The organism is Vibrio sp. 10N.286.45.E10 (genome assembly GCF_002874195.2).
GTDB lineage: Bacteria > Pseudomonadota > Gammaproteobacteria > Enterobacterales > Vibrionaceae > Vibrio > Vibrio crassostreae.
Genome location: NZ_MCWD02000001.1, coordinates 2477394 through 2494994, shown reverse-complemented (window position 1 = coordinate 2494994; position 17601 = coordinate 2477394). Strand labels below are relative to the sequence as shown.

Annotated in this window: 12 protein-coding genes; 2 read left to right on the top strand and 10 right to left on the bottom strand. The window is 46.0% G+C overall.

Features of this window, described 5'->3' with window-relative positions; genetic code table 11:
- Nucleotides 1-43 precede the first annotated feature (43 nt).
- Nucleotides 44-1669, top strand: coding sequence for an ABC transporter permease (locus BCU34_RS10970; RefSeq protein WP_048658179.1), 1626 nt, complete (start codon nucleotides 44-46; stop codon nucleotides 1667-1669).
- On the top strand, nucleotides 1669-2697 hold the full coding sequence (locus BCU34_RS10965; RefSeq protein ID WP_048664518.1) for an ABC transporter ATP-binding protein: 1029 nt from the start codon (nucleotides 1669-1671) through the stop codon (nucleotides 2695-2697). The genes BCU34_RS10970 and BCU34_RS10965 overlap by 1 nt, the downstream gene beginning before the upstream one ends.
- Before the next feature lie 174 nt (nucleotides 2698-2871).
- Here the strand turns inward: BCU34_RS10965 and BCU34_RS10960 are convergent, their stop codons facing one another.
- From BCU34_RS10960 to BCU34_RS10915, 10 genes are all read right to left on the bottom strand, one after another.
- Complete coding sequence (locus BCU34_RS10960) at nucleotides 2872-4284, bottom strand: phosphoglucomutase/phosphomannomutase family protein (protein WP_102478388.1); 1413 nt, start codon at nucleotides 4282-4284, stop codon at nucleotides 2872-2874.
- Nucleotides 4285-4358: 74 nt separating this feature from the next.
- The gene (locus BCU34_RS10955; RefSeq protein ID WP_102478389.1) at nucleotides 4359-6764 is read right to left on the bottom strand and encodes a GH36-type glycosyl hydrolase domain-containing protein; all 2406 of its coding nucleotides are present in this window, start codon (nucleotides 6762-6764) and stop codon (nucleotides 4359-4361) included.
- Nucleotides 6765-6892: 128 nt separating this feature from the next.
- A complete protein-coding gene (locus tag BCU34_RS10950; protein WP_102478390.1) occupies nucleotides 6893-8827 on the bottom strand; it encodes a beta-N-acetylhexosaminidase in 1935 nt (644 codons plus the stop codon).
- Nucleotides 8828-8839: 12 nt separating this feature from the next.
- A complete protein-coding gene (locus BCU34_RS10945; protein WP_055319602.1) occupies nucleotides 8840-9724 on the bottom strand; it encodes an N-acetylglucosamine kinase in 885 nt (294 codons plus the stop codon).
- A gap of 2 nt (nucleotides 9725-9726) precedes the next feature.
- Nucleotides 9727-11448 carry a glycoside hydrolase family 9 protein gene (locus BCU34_RS10940; protein ID WP_102478391.1) on the bottom strand — a complete coding sequence of 574 codons (1722 nt, stop codon included), beginning with the start codon at nucleotides 11446-11448 and terminating at the stop codon, nucleotides 9727-9729.
- A 99-nt stretch (nucleotides 11449-11547) separates the two neighbouring features.
- Nucleotides 11548-12543, bottom strand: coding sequence for an ABC transporter ATP-binding protein (locus tag BCU34_RS10935; protein WP_048605696.1), 996 nt, complete (start codon nucleotides 12541-12543; stop codon nucleotides 11548-11550).
- A gap of 87 nt (nucleotides 12544-12630) precedes the next feature.
- Complete coding sequence (locus BCU34_RS10930) at nucleotides 12631-13614, bottom strand: ABC transporter ATP-binding protein (protein ID WP_048605693.1); 984 nt, start codon at nucleotides 13612-13614, stop codon at nucleotides 12631-12633.
- 2 nt (nucleotides 13615-13616) lie between these two features.
- Entirely contained in the window at nucleotides 13617-14642 is a 1026-nt protein-coding gene (locus BCU34_RS10925; protein WP_017056648.1) for an ABC transporter permease, read from the bottom strand.
- 2 nt (nucleotides 14643-14644) lie between these two features.
- Nucleotides 14645-15631, bottom strand: a complete 987-nt coding sequence (locus tag BCU34_RS10920; protein ID WP_017633262.1) for an ABC transporter permease — start codon at nucleotides 15629-15631, stop codon at nucleotides 14645-14647.
- A gap of 169 nt (nucleotides 15632-15800) precedes the next feature.
- Nucleotides 15801-17483: an ABC transporter substrate-binding protein gene (locus tag BCU34_RS10915; protein ID WP_102478392.1), complete on the bottom strand. Its 1683-nt coding sequence runs from the start codon at nucleotides 17481-17483 to the stop codon at nucleotides 15801-15803.
- Nucleotides 17484-17601 lie beyond the last annotated feature (118 nt).

Genomic DNA, 17601 nt, shown 5'->3' with positions numbered 1-17601 from the left:
GCAAATGCATTTGTGTTTCATTAAGCCTCTTTGTAGTTAGGCGATGAAAGAAAAGAATTATTTATGGAACACCAGTAGCGGCATTATTGCTGTATTACTGGTTTTACCGATCTTAGCGATTTTTACGACGGCTGTTGGAGAAACAGATGAGCTATTTTCTCATCTGATGTCCACAGTAATGCCCACCTATGCTTACAATACGGTGGTTTTAGTCATGGGAACCTTATTCCTGTCTTTGGTTTTTGGTATTCCGTCTGCTTGGATTATGGCAATGTGCCGTGTTCCGGGAGAGCGGGTTTTGCAATGGGCGCTAGTACTGCCATTAGCAATGCCAGGCTATATTGTTGGGTATATATTCACCGATTGGTTCGACTTTGCTGGGCCTGTTCAAGTTCTACTGCGAGATCTTACTGGGTGGGGACCCGGTGAGTATTGGTTCCCGGATATTAGAACCTTATCTGGTGCTATTATTGTTCTGTCTCTCGTTCTTTATCCTTATGTTTACTTGCTGTGCCGCGCCGCATTTATGGAGCAAAACGTCTCCTTACTGCAATCCGCTCGGTTGCTAAAATGCTCACCTTGGGAAAGCTTTCGTCGTATCTCGTTGCCACTTGTTCGCCCATCAATGGCGGTAGGTCTATCGCTTGTTGCGATGGAAACTATCGGTGATTTTGGTACCGTGAGTTACTTTGCAGTCAACACTTTAACGACAGCGGTTTACGATACCTGGCTAGGTTATTCAAGTTTAACGGCTGCTGCGAAAATATCGGCAATTATGCTAGTTATCGTGATCCTGCTGTTGAGTTCAGAGCGCTACAGTCGTCGTAAACAGAAACTGTTCCAGAATCAATTCAGCAGTCGTGAAGACTTTCGTTACGACCTATCCGGTTGGAAGAAGTGGTTGGCACTGTTTTGGTGCTGGGGGTTAGTGTGCGTTGCATTCTTGTTCCCTCTGGGTCAGTTGATGATCTATGCCTACAAATACTTTGCACAAAGTTGGACGCCTGAATTCAGAGAGTATGCTGTTAACAGTCTTTATGTGTCAGTAGTCGCGGCGATTATTGGCGTTATCATTGCGATGATTGTGAACTTTAATCAACGTGTCAGCCCGAGTAAGAAAAATCAGGCTTACATGCGTATTGCTTCGATGGGCTATGCTGTTCCAGGCACTGTGTTGGCGATTGGTGTGATGGTGCCTGTGCTGTTTATGGATCACTTAGTCAATGATATTGCCAAAGTGATGGAGTGGGGACGCCCGGGGCTGATTTTCTCTGGTTCCATGTTTGCGCTGATCTTTGCAATGGTGGTGCGTTTTTCTGCAGTGGCGATTGGCAGTATTGAAAGTAGCTTGAGTAAAGTATCTCCTTCATTGGATATGGCTTCTAAAACCATGGGTTGCAATACCAACCAGATGTTACGTCGTGTTCATTTACCTTTGATTAAACGCGGCGCGCTGATCGCCGGTTTACTGGTGTTTATCGAATCAATGAAAGAGCTAAATGCGGCATTGCTGCTGCGCCCTTTCAACTTCGAAACATTGGCGACCTATGTTTATAACTATGCCTCAGATGAGCACCTCGAATTGGCGGCGATGCCTGCTGTATTACTGGTGTTAGTAGGTTTAATTCCTCTGATCATCGTAAACCGTTCTTTGGAGCAGAAACACTAATGAGTTGTGCATTATCAATTAAAGATTTGACTTGTAAGTATGAGTCGCAAACCATCTTGGAAGCGCTCTCGTTAGAAGTTGAGCATGGTGAAATTGTTTGTCTTCTTGGTGCAAGTGGTTGCGGGAAAACCACCTTACTTAAGGCGATTGCTGGCCTGCTTCCATTGAGTAGTGGCGTAATGAGTTTAAACTGTCAAACCATCGATGATGGCGATAATTGGTTGCCACCGGAGCAACGAAATATTGGTATGATTTTCCAAGACTACGCTCTGTTCCCGCACTTGACGGTCAACCAGAACGTTGGCTTTGGACTAAAAGAACTCTCAGAGCAGCAAAAGAAAGAGAAAGTTCAAGAGATGTTAGAGTTGGTTCACTTAGATGAGTATGGTGACCGATACCCGCATCAACTTTCTGGTGGTCAACAGCAGCGTGTTGCGATTGCCCGATCTTTGGCATACAAGCCTGACTTACTGCTGTTAGATGAACCATTCTCGAACATTGACACTCAAGTTCGTCATGAGCTGATTTCTCAAATTCGTAAGATCTTTAAGAAGCAGGGTGTGACCGCTATTTTTGTGACTCACAGTCGCGAAGAGGCATTTGCTTTCGCAGATAAGATGGCTGTAATGAACCATGGTGTGATTGAACAGTATGGTTCGGCGTCTGAGTTGTATTTCCATCCTTCGAGTAAGTTCGTTGCTGATTTCTTGGGTGGCGGTAGCTACTTAAAGGCACAGCGTATTTCAGACAATGAGTTTGAAACCAGCCTAGGTCTGATTGAAGCGAAAGCACAAACCGAGATTGAAGTGGGTGCGGATTGCGCGTTGTTGTTAAGACCTCAACATATTGTGGCAAGCCATGATGTCGACAGTAATCTGTCTGTATTGGAGCAGCAATTTATGGGCGATCACTGTCGCTATGTGATTGAAGCCAATGGTCAGAAGTTATTGTCGACCTCTTCTGAAGCGCTTGAAGTCGGTATGCCAGTAACTGTGAAAGTAGACACCAAAGGCGTGCTTGCGTTCTAACTCAGTTTAGTCGCTAGCTAAACTCAGTAAATCCTACTCTGCTAAGCAATAGAAGTTCGCGATAAAAAAGCCCAGCACTTTAATCTAAAGTACTGGGCAAGAGTTCTTCATCTATAGGCTTTAACAAGGCAGTGATTTGTTAAGTCCCATCCAAAACTGCTACACTCTATAAGCCTATAGAGAGAGGAAGTCTTTCACTTTTTGAAGAACACGTTCTGCAGTGTCTTTGTCTTCCATTTCTGCGAAGATTCGTAGTAACGGCTCTGTTCCTGAGAAGCGAGCAATCACCCAGCCGCCATTCTTGAAGTACACCTTAGCACCATCTTCATAGCTGACTTTTTCAATTTCGTACTTAAATTCAGGCAGTTGTTTCTCTACGTAGATCTTAGTGTAGAGAGCTTCCTTCTCCGAAGGCTTAAACTTACAATCGCCTTCAGCGGTGTAGGCATAGCCATATTTAGAGTAGATTTCATCAAGCAGCTCAGACAATTTCTTACCTGTTACGCTGATCATCTCAACCAGTAGGCTTGACGCGAAGACACCATCTTTACCTTTGATGTGACCACGAATGGTTAAACCGCCTGAGCTTTCGCCACCAATCAGTGAGTCATCGGCTTCCATTTGCGAGCTGATATGTTTAAAGCCTACCGGAACCTCAAAGCTTTTCTCGCCGTGATCCGCCGCCACTTTGTCGAGTAGGTGTGTGGTTGCGATGTTGCGCACGACAGAACCTTTCCAGCCTTTGTATTCCAATAAGTAGTAGTAAAGCAGTAATAGCACTTCGTTAGGGTGGATGAAGTGACCCTTCTCATCGATGATACCCAAACGGTCGGCATCACCATCAGTACCAATACCAATGTCATAACCTTCAGCGGCTACTAAGTGCTTTAAGCGATACAGCGTTGCGGCATTTGGCGATGGCATCAAGCCACCAAAATCTGGGTTTTTGCCATCGTTGATCACGTCGACATCACAACGACCATTGATAAGAACCGTTTGCAACGCGTTTTTCGCGACACCAAACATAGGGTCAATTAGTACGCGCAGATTCGCTTTCTTGATCGACTCGATATCGATAAAGTTGATGATTGAATCAACAAAGTCGTTCATCGGGTTGATGATCTCGATTTCTTTGTCATTCAACGCTTGTTCGAAATCAACTCGGATAACGTCTTCGTTGGTTAGAGTTGCGATTTGCTGTTCGATCTTCTCTGTGATGATCTCGTCAGCATCACGACCACCTTCAATGAACACCTTGATACCGTTGTAATCCGCAGGGTTGTGAGATGCGGTAATACATGCCGAGTAGGTGCAGCCCATCTCTTTTGCTTGGAACATCACGATAGGTGTCGGAACGAATTTATCAATGAAGCTTACTTTGATGTTGTTCGCTGCAAGTACTTCTGCAAACCAGCATGCCGCTTTATCTGAAAGGAAGCGACGGTCATAGCCGATCACAAATCCGTTCTTTGCAGCATCTTCGTTGTTGATGATGTTAGCGAGCGCTTGCGCTACCAAACGTACGTTTTCTCTAGTGAACTCTTCACCAATGAAAGCGCGCCAGCCACCTGTACCAAATTTAATCATTAGAAAATCCTTTTAGTCTCATTGTCTCAAGCCTGTAAAGACTTGAGACAAGAGCTGTTCGTTAAATTGAGTGGCTAGCCTAGAACAACGACAACATCGTTCACGCTGCCTTCTGCTTGTACTGGGATTGCACCTTCAACTGACTCACCATTGATAGTGATAGAAGCAACGCCTTTGCTTACTGCATTCGGGTTTTGCACTGTGATGTTGTAAGTTGCGCCACGCCATTGACGAGTAACCTCGAACTCTGGCCAATCTGTTGGGATACATGGATCAACCGTTAATCCTTCAAAGCCAGTACGAACACCAAGAATGAAGTTGGTTACCGCAAAGTAAGCCCAACCAGAGGTACCGGTTAACCAAGGGTGGTTTGCGCGGCCGTGGTCTTGGTGGTCTTTACCCATGATGAACTGCACGTACGAGTATGGTTCTGCGTAACGTGTTTCAATCATGTCGTTTTGGTTATACGGGTTAAGTGCATCGTAGAATTTCATCGCACGGTCACCACGGCCAAGTTTCGCTTCTGCTACCCAAGCCCATGGATTCGGGTGAGAGAAGATTGCGCCATTCTCTTTTACGCCTTGGTAAACGCGAGTCACGAAACCGATGTCATCGTTTGGTGTTGCAAATGAAGGGGAGTTTAGGTGTAAGCCGTATTCAGAGAATAGGTTCTCATCTACTGCGTCCATCGCTTTCTCACCGCGCTCTTGAGAAACGGCACCAGACAGAACTGCGAGCGTGTTTGACTCAAGGTGTACACGGCCTTCAGCTTGTTGTGCAGTACCGATCTTGTCGCCATTTTTAGTCAGGCCACGGATGTACCAACCACCCTCGTCATCCCAAAGGTGAGTTTCACACGCTTCGCGTACGTTCGCTGCCATTTCTGTGTATTTAGCAACATCAGCATCGTTATTGCGGAACTTAGCAAGGTCTAAAAATTCTTGTAGCGCCCAGAAGTGTAGGAATGACACCATTGAAGATTCACCGCCACCTAGGTTCAAACAGTCATTCCAGTCAGCACGTAGACCTTTACAAATACCAGTTTGCCCCACGTATTCTGCAGAGAAGTTCAGTGCCGCTTTCATGTGTTCGTAGACAGTCGCTTCACCTCCGTCTGCGTATGGAATTACTTCATCAAAGAAGTCATGTTCACCGGTTTCCATCACATATTTGATGATGGTCGGAACGATCCACAAGTGATCATCAGAACAAGTATCTTCAATGCCGTGGATCTTGTCGTCATCTGACGGTGTTGGAACAACAGTTGGTGATTTTGAAGGCTCAACGTCTGCTTTCTCTGGATCGAACCAGTCTGGATCGAATAGGTGTAGACCGTAGCCCGCTTTTACTTGGCCACGAAGCAGGTCGATAATACGTTTCTTGGTCATTTGTGGGTTGGCATGAGGTACTGAAATCGCATCTTGCGCAGTATCACGGTAGCCAAGACCAGTACGCCCCCCAACTTCAATGAATGATGCAAAGCGTGACCAAACTACACAGGTTTCTGCTTGGTACAGTGTCCAAGTGTTGATCATGGTGTCTAAGCCTTCGTTTGGAGACTTAACTTGGAACTTGTTGCAACGCTCGTCCCAGTGATCTTTGATGCCTTGGAAAGCCGCATCAACGTTTGCTGTATCTTGGTACTTCTCGCGTAGGCGTTCCCCGTTGCCTTTACCTATACCTAGTACGTACGCAAAGCGAACTTCTTCACCCGGTTGAATGGTAAATTGCTTATGCAGAGAACCACAGTGGTTGTAACAGGTTTGAGCGCTGTTCGAACACTGACCGTTTTCAACCGCAATCGGGTTAGCTTCATCGCGGTACATACCAAGGAAGTTGTCACGCTGACCGTCGTAGCTGTCTGGTGAGAAGGTTGACGCTAGGTAGTAGAAGCCTTCAAAGTCGTTAGTGTTGTAGTACAGATCGTATTCCAACACACCTTCTTGGTAAGACGTGCCCGCAGAGTACAAAGACATCTGGTGGTTTTGGTTGTCTGATTGGATGTGGCTGAACGAGAACTCTACAAATGAGAATGTGCTGATAGTACGAGGCTTATCCGTGTTGTTCTTTAGCACAACGTCCCAAACTTCTGCATCTTCGCCTTTAGGTACGAATAGCGTTTTGGTTGCGGTAATGCCGCTGTATTCACATTTGAACTTTGAGTATGACAGGCCGTGACGAACCTCGTAGTTCGCTTCATCTAGGCTCTTGGCCACTGGTTGCCAAGAGATAGACCAGTAATCACCCGTCTCATCATCACGCAAGTAAACATAGTGTCCAGGACGGTCAAAGGTGCCGTTTGGACGGAACTTAGTAACACGGTTGTATTCCGGAGAGTTGTAGAACGAGTAACCGCCCGCATTGTGCGAAATCACGGTACAAAACTTTTCAGTACCTAGGTAGTTGGTCCAAGGTGCTGGTACATCAGGGCGAGTGATGACGTATTCGCGATTGTCGTTATCGAAATAGCCGTATTTCATTGTCATTTCCTTTTTAACAAACTGCATCTATGCAGCTAATTTTTGAATAGTGATGCTGAGTCTTATCTGACTGAGCACCTTAATTTGAGTTAGCAAGCGCTCGATGTGAGTGTTGCTTTGGTTTTGTTTTATTGAGCTTTCCAAGGGTTGCGATAGTCAACATTGAGTCTGTCGAGTAGCGGCAAGTGACCCTTTAGGCGAGACAGGTAATCTAGCCAGTTTCGGTTGTTTTTATGTGTCCAACATCCTTCAGCTAAAGCGCTAATTCTTGGAAATACCATGTAATCCATACGCTTTTGGTTGGTGACGATCTCACACCATAGAGCACACTGAATTCCGCGGATCCGCTTACGAATTGGGTCGGTGTCGGATATCTCAGCAAGCGCTTCGTAGGTATAAGCTTGTTCTAATGGGATAACGGCAGCCCAATCTACGCCCGGCTCTTCCGGTGCATAATCTTGGGTCATGTCGAGATAGGTAAATTGTGCAGGTTGCAATACCACATCAAAGCCTTGGCGAGCGCAGTTCACAGCCGCTTCTTCACTGAGCCATGAATAGATGATGGTCTCTTTGCTCACCTTGTCGCCGTGCTGAGCTTCTTCCCAGCCCACCATGCGTTTGCCGAGTTGCTTAAGCTTATTCTCGGCATAGCGGAATAGGTGACCTTGCAAATCTTTGCTGTCTTGGTATTGATGTTCTTTCATCAGCGCTTGAGCTGCAGGGCTGTTAGTCCATACGCCCGGTGGTACTTCGTCTGCGCCCATGTGAATCAATTCGCTAGGGAATAGCTCTGCGACTTCTTCAATAACCGCATCTAAGAACTGGTAAGTGCCCGGTAAACCTGGATTTAACACATTGTCGTTGTAGTGCTGAATGCTCTTGTATTGAGTAGTGTCTGCTTGCTCTACCAACATATCAGGCAGTGATTTGATTGCTGCACGGCAGTGTCCCGGGATATCGATCTCAGGGATAACCGTGATGCTGCGTTGTTCTGCGTATTCAATCACTTCGCGAATCTGTTGCTGGGTGTAGAAGCCGCCGTAGTTTTCAGCAATATGGGTATATTGTGGCTCTAATGCATGGTCAGGACCTCGCCAAGCACCGATTTCAGTGAGTTGAGGTAGGCTCTTTATCTCGATCCTCCAACCTTCATCATCGGTTAGGTGCCAATGAAAAACGTTGAATTTGTAGTGCGCCAACTGGTTGATTAAACGTTTCACTTGCTCCACCGAGTGGAAGTGACGTGCACAGTCCAACATCATGCCGCGGTATTTGAAACGAGGTTGGTCGGCGATTTTGCAACATGGCACAGAGAAGCGTTCAGCATTTTGTTGTTGAACTAATTGGATTAAGCTAGCTACTGCATGAGTGAAGCCTGATTGACTGCCTGATTCTACGACCACTTGTTGAGTTGTGATTGTTAGCTTGTACTCGGCTTCATCTAAAGTTGGGTTGCTACGAAGTAGAATGTCTCCGCTCGCTTCTGGTGAGAGTTCTGTTGAAATCGCTAGCTCGAACGTAATCAGTAACTCTTGTTGTAACCAAGCGCTGGCCTTCTCTGCAAGGTGAGATTGAACCTCAATTTTGCATTTACTATTTAACGCGAAGCTACCTTGCTTAAGTTCGAACTGATTCGGCTGAGGAATTAATGCCACCTCAGCAGCGTTCACTTCAGGTATCTGATTGCGTTCACGGTATGGTGACGCCAGAACAATAGGTGATATCGCGACTGGCAGCACCGAGGTTTCGCCTTGGTGATGCGTTTGGATAAAGGCATCGTTTAGACCGTCAGAATAAAAACGGAATGGGGCGCTTTGAATGCTGAATTCAAGGTAGTAATGGTTGTTCGCCTTTAACACTGACGAACTTGGTTTGAACGAACAAAAGCTGCCAACTTGAGTCAGTTCACCCTGCGATAAACTCTCTTGAAGGATGAATCGGTCAAACGCAAAATGCAGTGACCAATCTGTTACGTTAAGGTCACTTAAGTTATGTACCGTAAGGCCAAATCGGCAGTTGTTTTTTTGTTCAGAAAGAACAGCTAAGTCGATGCGATAATTCATATAACTTCCCTGCTAAGCCTGTTGATACAAGTTGTGTTGTGGTTTACCGGCAAACATCAATGCGCCTTCGATAGCGTCGAATTGAGGTTTAACGATCCATTGCTGTACTGGTGGTGATAGCCAGTTGAGAATTCGCTCTGCGATACTTCCCATCAGGCATACCTTGTCCGCACCTTTGTGATGCAGTGCTAGTACAAACATTTCGATATCAGCGGCGGTTTGCTTGAGCATCTCGATAGCCAGTTCGTCACCTTCATTAGCGAGTTGAAAAATAACAGGTGAGAATTGACCGTAATCCTTTGGAATCGCGCCTTTTGACCACTCTACAATGGCATCGACATCATTATTAAAGTGATTCATAACATGCTGAGTCAGTGGGGTTTTACTACGAATTCCATCTTCTGCAAGCAGGACTTGTTGAATCAAACGTAAGCCCATAACAGCGCCGCCGCCTTGATCGGATATCGGGAATTCACGACCGCCAACCACATGTTGTTCACCGTCTTTTAGGTAAATACCGCAAGAACCCGTACCGCCAATCATGATGGCACCGTTATGGCCATTGTGAGCCCCAATGCATGCACCATAAGCGTCGGTATTTAACGTCATGCTAGCGAAAGGGTGTGCTTGTGCCATGAAGTCGAACCATGCTGATTTCTGCTCGGCACCAGCCAGTGCAAGGCCGACATGCATATTGGAAAAATGATTAAAGTCGAGTTGCCCTTGCTGAGCTGCTTGAGTAATCGCATCGACAATTGAGCTCATCGCAACATCAACACCCAAAAGGATATTAGCGCTGCCGCTTTTCGCTTCACCAATGAGTGTGCCTTGGTCATCACGAATACGAGCACGACAAGAAGTGCCGCCACCATCAATACCTACGTAGTAAAGAGTCATGATTATTGCTCCTTACGTTGTGCTAGGAAATTGAACTGCGCAGCGGTTGCCAATAGGAACCAAGCGCCGTGAGGGATCCATTGTTCGCCCCAGCGCCAGTTTTGAAGCATGTCATCTTTTTGTGCTGGTGGATTAAACGCAATGTCTTGATCATCTTCAAAGCCAGCGGTGATACCGTTACAGATACCGCCTTTGGCATTGAAAAAACCAAGCTGAGGTAAGTAGTCAGGGTTGTTATGACCGTGACCATCAAGCATGCACATGTGGTATGGATTGAGACCTAAAATCCAGTCGAGGCTGTTCTGTGAAAGTTGGATTAAACGCTTTTGCAGTTCGCTGTCTTGAATGTGTGGCTGAACTAAATACGCCATGGTTGCGAGTGAGCCAAGACGTGCGTTCTCGCCTTGCCACCAGTAGCCTGTTTCGTTTTTCTGAGCGACGAAGAAAGCATCGCGCTTATCACTATCAACATTTTTAACGTACTGTCTTGGGTAGCCAAATGGGTTGGTTACTTTATCGGTGATGTTGATTTCGAATTGACATGCTTGTTCAACAACAATGCGAGCTTGTTCTTTGAGCTCCGTATCGGTTTCATTGTTGATGTACTCACACAAAGCAATTACTGGAAGGCCAGCTTCAGCTGCATGAAAGTATGGGCGAGAGCCATCAGAGTTTGCTGACCAGAAGTGCTCAAATGAATCATCTGACTGTTGGCGAGAGATTAAGCGAGCCGCCCAAGTTCTTGCTTCTGAAAGGTATTGTTCGTCTTGTGTTACTCGATACAGCTCATTGGCTGCGAGTAGGGCACAGTACTCATCGATGATGTTCTCTTCACCATCGTTTAGATACTGGAGGTTGTGCTCTTTAAGGTGCCAGTAACCTTTGGTCGCGGTACCAAGATAGGTTTGGCTAGAGTAGCTGCCTGAAACCTCAAGTTCAGAAGCCGCAGCGAGTGCCGCAATAGCAACACCTGCACCTTGCCGGTAGCCTGCTTGTAAGTCTGTTGATTTATGACCTTCTTGAGTCGCATAAGCACAGATATCGCGCTGGTTGATATCTTTACTCCACTTGTCGAATACTGTCATGTAGAAGTATCCAGCCGCGTCTTGCATGCGTACTAAGAAATCAGCACCGAATAGCGCTTCTTCTGTTAGGCGAGTCATGGAGAATTTAGGGAAGTCTGGATTGTCACTGGTTAAGCGCACGCTTTTGAGCATGTTCCAAACAACCATAGGAATCTGTTGTGGATTGAGGTAGTTGCCGTAAGACAAGTGGCTAAAGTACTTGCTTACATCACCTGATGCGTCGTACCAGCCACCGTGGACATCGACGTATCTGTCGGTGCCAAGAATTTGTGCTTGTCGATCTTTCTTGTCAAAAGTGCCGCCACAACGTTGAGACTTAAAGTAATGAAGCACATCAGAAAAGGTGTGGTTCATTAATAGGTTGCTACCAATCTCGAAAACTTCTGAGCGTAGGTTATCAAAGCGCAGGTAGTAGCGACCAGATTCAGTGGCTGAACTGAAATCAATAGTGAAGAATTGCCCTTGATGCCAATTTGCTACGCGGCCTTGTTTAACCACATCAAAACTTCCGACAGTCATATGGTTGTCAGCACAGACGAGTAGAGCCGTTGTGCTAGATAGGCGAGCTTTCTTAGTTTGTAAGATAGCTTGCTTGGGGCCTGTGGACTCATAGCCAATATGGTTGGTCAATAACAGCATCAATATTCTCCGACAGTCCTAGTTTCTATTGGCTAGGTACTTGAATTTTTTTGGATATAAATAGTTAGGGCCCGCAGACCCTAACTTGGGTTTTTATGCTTAGCTTTCGTGTAGGTAACAGCGTACAAAGTGGTTATCAGCTAGCTGTGTAACCCCTGGTAGCTGCTCTTTACACTTGTCCATCGCATGAGTACAACGGCCTGCAAATGGGCAGCCTGCTGATACTGGTGTCCAAAGAGGAATCTCCCCTTTGTTGCCAGCAAGTTGCTCGTGGATCGATTTCTTAGGATCTGGAACGGCAGAAACCAGCAGTTGAGTGTAAGGGTGTTGAGGGTTAGCAATAACGTCGTCGGTATCGCCCCATTCCACCATGTGACCGACGTACATCACTGAAAGATCCTCAGCAATATAACGAGCAGTTGCGATGTCGTGAGTGATGTAAAGCAGTGACATTTGCTTCTCAAACTTCATCTCTTCCATCAGGTTTAAAACACCCGCACGAATTGAAACGTCTAGCATTGATGTTGGTTCATCGGCCAGAACAACTTCAGCACCAACTGCGATGTTACGTGCTAGATTGACACGTTGACGTTGGCCGCCAGACAGTTGGTGAGGGTATTTCTTCGCCGTCTCTTTTGGCGGAATGAGACCAACTTGCTCTAAAAGATCGTAAACGCGTTCTTCTAGTTCTCTTTTATTGCCCGGAGATACTTTCTTGTGGATTAACAACGGTCGAGCAATGTGGTGGAAGATATTGTGCGTTGGGTTCAATGAACCAAACGGGTCTTGCCATACCATCTGCACGCCTTCACGGTAGTGCATAAGATCTTTTCTGCTTGAGATCTCTTGGATATCACGGCCTTTGTATTCTATCGTGCCGCCCGAAGGCGCGTACATTTTTGCGATCATCTTTGCCGTTGTTGATTTGCCTGAACCAGACTCACCAACCACCGCTAAGCCGCGACTTTTATACATCTTGAATGACACGTCGTTAATCGCACGCATCATTGGGGTTTGAATGGTGGTACTGCTTATTGGGAAGTCTTTTACGACATTTTTGCCTTCTACCAATAATTGACCGAAATCTTTGCTCATAATTGTCTCCAGAATCCTTATTCGCTTTGCTTGTTTTTAGGCGGACGGGCCGCCTTGTTCGTTATTCACGCCAAGTTAGCGTGCAAGCTATAGCTTCCTTTGTACTATTGGGTCACCGTACAGGTGGCAGTTAGACAAATGTCCCGGGTCGATAGAACGCAGCTTGGTTGGCACCTTGGTACACGTTTCATGTACACGGTCACAACGAGCTTGGAAACGACACCCTTCAGGGATCTCTAACAGGTTCAGAGGGTTACCTGGAATACCTGCTAACTTTGTCTTTGGCCCTGTCAGTGGAGGGAAAGAACTTCCCAGCCCTTTGGTGTAAGGGTGGTAAGGGTTTTCTAGAATATCTTGAGAGTTAGCCACCTCGATTAGCTCACCTGAGTACATGATGCCGATGCGGTCAGAGAACTCGACCATCAATGACAAGTCATGGGTGATGAACAGAATAGAGAAGCCAAACTCTTCTTTCAGTGCATAGATCTTTTGTAGGATTTCACGTTGCACAACTACATCAAGTGCGGTTGTCGGCTCATCCATGATGATCAGCTTTGGATTCAGTGCTAACGCGATAGCGATAACTAAGCGCTGACGCATGCCACCAGAGAATTGGTGAGGGTAGTCACTCAATCGGCTCGGGTGAATATCTACGATTTCAAGTAGACCTTCAGCACGCTGCTTAGCTTGCTCACGAGTCATGTTAGTGTGACGCATAATTACGTCACAGAACTGCTCTTCCATCGGTAGTACTGGGTTGAGTGCATTCATCGCACTCTGGAATACCATCGACATCTCGCTCCAACGGAACGACTGCATACGGTCATCGCTGTATTCAAGGATGTTCTCACCGTTGAAGATAACCTCACCACCACTGATGTAAGCGGGCGGCTTATGAAGACGCATAAGAGAGAAAGCGACCGTTGATTTACCACAGCCAGATTCACCAGCTAGGCCGAATACTTCACCTGGAGCGATGTCAAAACTTACGTTGTTACACGCACGAACATCGCCAGACTCTGTGATGTAATCCACGCATAAGTTGCGGATAGAAATTAGTGGTTCAGACATGATTATTTATCTCCGCTCCAAAGTGCATTTTGTGGTGGTAGTTCTGGTTCACGTTCTTCTTTGTCTTGAGCTGCTAGTTTTTTCCAACGCTTCATGCCTTTGTGAGAACGCAGTTGCGGGTTAGCAATTTCATCGACAGCGAAGTTAAGTAGAGCAAGGCCAGTTACAAGTAGTGTCAGTGCGATACAAGGAGCCAGCAGTTCCCACCAAGCGCCAATCAGCATTGATGAAGAGGTTTGAACGTTGTAAAGCATGATGCCCCAGCTGATTGTGTTCGGGTCACCAAGACCTAGGAACGAGATGGTTGCTTCCATCATGATTGCGTACATCACCGAACCGATGAAGCTTGCGCCAACGATAGAGATAAGGTTTGGCAGAATCTCTACGAAGATGATGCGGAATGAAGATTCACCCAAAACTTCAGCGGCTTTTACAAACTCTTTTTCACGCAGTGCTAAGGTCTGGGAGCGAACAACACGGGCGCCCCAAGCCCAGGACATAAAGCCGATAACCAAGGTTATGGTGAGTGGCCCTGCCTCACCGATAAAGGCTGCTACTACGAACAGTAATGGGTATTGAGGGATTACTAGCATGATGTTCATTGCGGCTGTTAGAACGTCATCGACACGGCCACCGAAGTAACCTGCAGAAACACCAATAACAGTTGCGAGTAAACATACGGTTAGACCCGCACCAAAACCTACAGCAAGAGATACGCGTGCGCCGTATACCACTTGAGACCAAACGTCACGACCCATGCGAGTTGTACCTAGTACGTGGTCCGCCTTTTTAGACATGATCAATGTACGACGGTCGTCTGCTAAGTTTTGAGCAACCCAGCCATCAGGGTTAGTTTGTGCAGACTTCACTACGAAACCAGGGTATTCATGTGGGTTGCCTGTACGCTTGTCTGGTACATGTTTAGTGATCAATGGAGCTGCAATCGCGCCAAGAATAAAAATACTTAGGATGATGACGCCTGTTAGGGCCATCGGGTTACGCCAAATGAGTTTTAGAAAGTCTTTCATGATTATTTACCACCCTTACGAAGACGAGGGTCAAGAACAACGTAAAGCATGTCTGCAACTAGGTTAAAGAACAGCATGAATAGCGTCATGATAAGCAGCTGACCTTGCAGTACTTGGTAGTCACGAGCGTTAATTGCGTTGAAAAGTACGCTGCCAAGACCTGGGTAGTTAAAGATGATTTCGATAATTAACTGACCACCGATTGCCATACCTAGCGACATTGAAAGGGCTGTCACACTCGGTAGCATCGCGTTACGAGCTGCGTAGTTGAATACCACTCTGTTTTCGCTCAGGCCTTTGCCTTTCGCCATGGTGATGTAGTCTTCGGCTAGTAGGTTGATCATGTTGTTACGCATGTTTACTAGGAAGCCACCAATTTGAACAACAGAAGCACAGAACAATGGTAAGAAGGCGTGGTAAGCGACATCTTTGATGAATGCCCAGCTTGTCCAATCAGGCATGGTACCTGCGGTGTAGGCATAACCGGTTGGGAACCACTTCAAGCCAATTGCAAAGGTAAATAGTGCAATCATCGCGATAACAACTTGAGGAACAGCTTGTAGAATCAGCATCCCTGGCGTTACGAAGGCATCGTATTTACTGCCGCGTTTCCACGCTGCGAAAATACCTAGGATCGAACCAATCGAGAAAGAAAGAATAACTGCGGTGCCGGCTAAGAAAAGCGACCAACCGAATGCTCCACCCAACAGTGTGTTTACAGAAAGTGGGTAGAATTGAATTGATGTACCAAGTTCCCAGCTAAGAATGTTCTTCATGTACGCTACGTATTGAACCAGTAGGCCACCATCAACGAAGCCTAATAGTTCTTTCATTGCAGCAATACGCTCTGGAGTAACTTGTACAGAAGCGTTCGCAAACATCATGGTAACGGGGTCACCAGGCATTGCTCTTGGAATAATAAAGTTTAACGTCGCAGCAACTAATAGCGCGACAAAATAAAATGACAAACGTCTTAAAAAATAACCCATAACTCACACCTTACTCACCCAGATTGTTTCCCTGTTTCTGGATTCAGGTCGCTCCTAGCGAAATTTGGAACGAAAAATCCCCTGACGACTAGCGCCATACTTTCAATTGAGAGTGTGGGGATTTTTATAAGCGGCGTAAGAGGTTACGCCGCAAGGATTGAACGATTACTTATTTAACTGGTTTTAGGTCCAGTACATGAAGTAGACGCTCTGGAATACCAGCCCAAATGTTTGGACGGCCTTTTGGATTTTCTTCGTTCCACCAGCCAGTGAAGCGAGTTGTGTTGTATTGGTACATGTAAGCACCAGACATCACAGGGATTGTCACTTGGTCTGCAGCGATGATTTGCTGAATACCGTGTGCAATATCTAGCTGCTCGTTCTTATCAGCTGTTTTGTAGAAGCTGTTTAGAAGACCATCTAGCTTTTCGTTTTTGTAGAAGTGCATTGCGAAACGAGGCATACCATCACCAGATTGTAGTGATGAGTTGTAAGCACTGTTCCAGTACGTGTATGGATCCGCACCGTGGAAGTAGTTTGTGTATGCTACGTCGTATGTACCTTCAAGCATTGCTTGGTTGTAAACAGAGAAGTCAGGCGTACGAGCTTTCGCTTTAATACCGATTTCGTTCAGCTGTTCTACCGCTAGTTGAACTGTGTTGTTGAAGTCAGTCCAGCCGTTTGGCGATTGAATCATTAGTTCAAAAGACTTGCCTGATGGAGTGTCAACAAAACCATCTTTGTTTACATCTTTGAAGCCAGCGTCAGCAAGAAGCTTCTTCGCGCCTTCAGCGTTGTATGTGTTGAAGCCTTTGTACTTATCGTGAGTTTTTTCATCAGACCAAGCTTCAAACGCGTAGCCAAGACCCGATGCGAAATCGTTCACAGTACCGCCGCCGTAGAATGCGATGTCGATGATAGTTTGACGGTCAAGAGCCATAGAGAAAGCACGACGGAAATCAACGTTGCTCAATGCTTCATGCTTCGCAGCATCAGGGTGCTTGAAGTTGACGATGAATGCCTGTGTACCTGCTGGCGGGTACCAGTAGTGGTGTTTAGGGCTAGCTGCTGCGTATGTACGGTCGATATCTGGAACAAAAGAAGACGTCCAGTCCATTTCACTGTTTACAACTTTACCTAGGAATTGGTCGTTGTTCGCAATTTGTGGAACACGTAGACAGTCAACATCTAGGTTGTCTGCATCCCAGTAGTTTGGGTTTGCACACTGGATGTATAGTTGCGCTGTAAACGTATCGATTTCTGTAAATGGACCAGAACCTACCGGATTCTCATTGGTAAACGTTGATGGATCTTTAACGTCTTTCCAGATGTGCTTAGGTACTACAGGTACTTTAGCAATCTCATAAGGTACGTTTGAGTTTGCTTCTGTTAGGGTGAACTTAACTTGGTTGTCGTTCAGTTTTTCTACAGAAGTTACCCAAGAGTTGATACCAGATTGGTCAAGCTCTGGCTTCTCTTTTACAAGGTTGAAAGAAAAAACAACATCATCAGCAGAGAAAGTTTCTCCGTCAGACCATTTAACACCCTTACGAATGTCGAAAACAACGCTCATCAGATCATCTGACATCTTGAAGTTTTCAGCTAGACGGAACACTGGAGTGTTACCGTGCATTTCGTTAAATACTACTAGCGGTTCATACATGAAGTCAGTTGTAGTATGTAGGTTAGTAGCACCAAGGTACGGGTTAAAGTTACGTACGAATGTAGTGTACTCTTTCGGGTGAACGGTCAGTTCACTGCGTTCTGCAGCTGTTGCTACTGATGCAAAACCTGTTGTAGCAGTTGCAATAATTGCTGTTGCTATTGCTGTTTTTTTTATATTGGCAAGCATAGCTGTTCCTTACTATTTGCTTTCATTTCACTAATGGATTGAATGTTATCTGTCGCTAAATTGTTTAGTAGATACACACTCTGGTTAAAGGCCTACCTCTTCTTCGTTGCTCCAGATT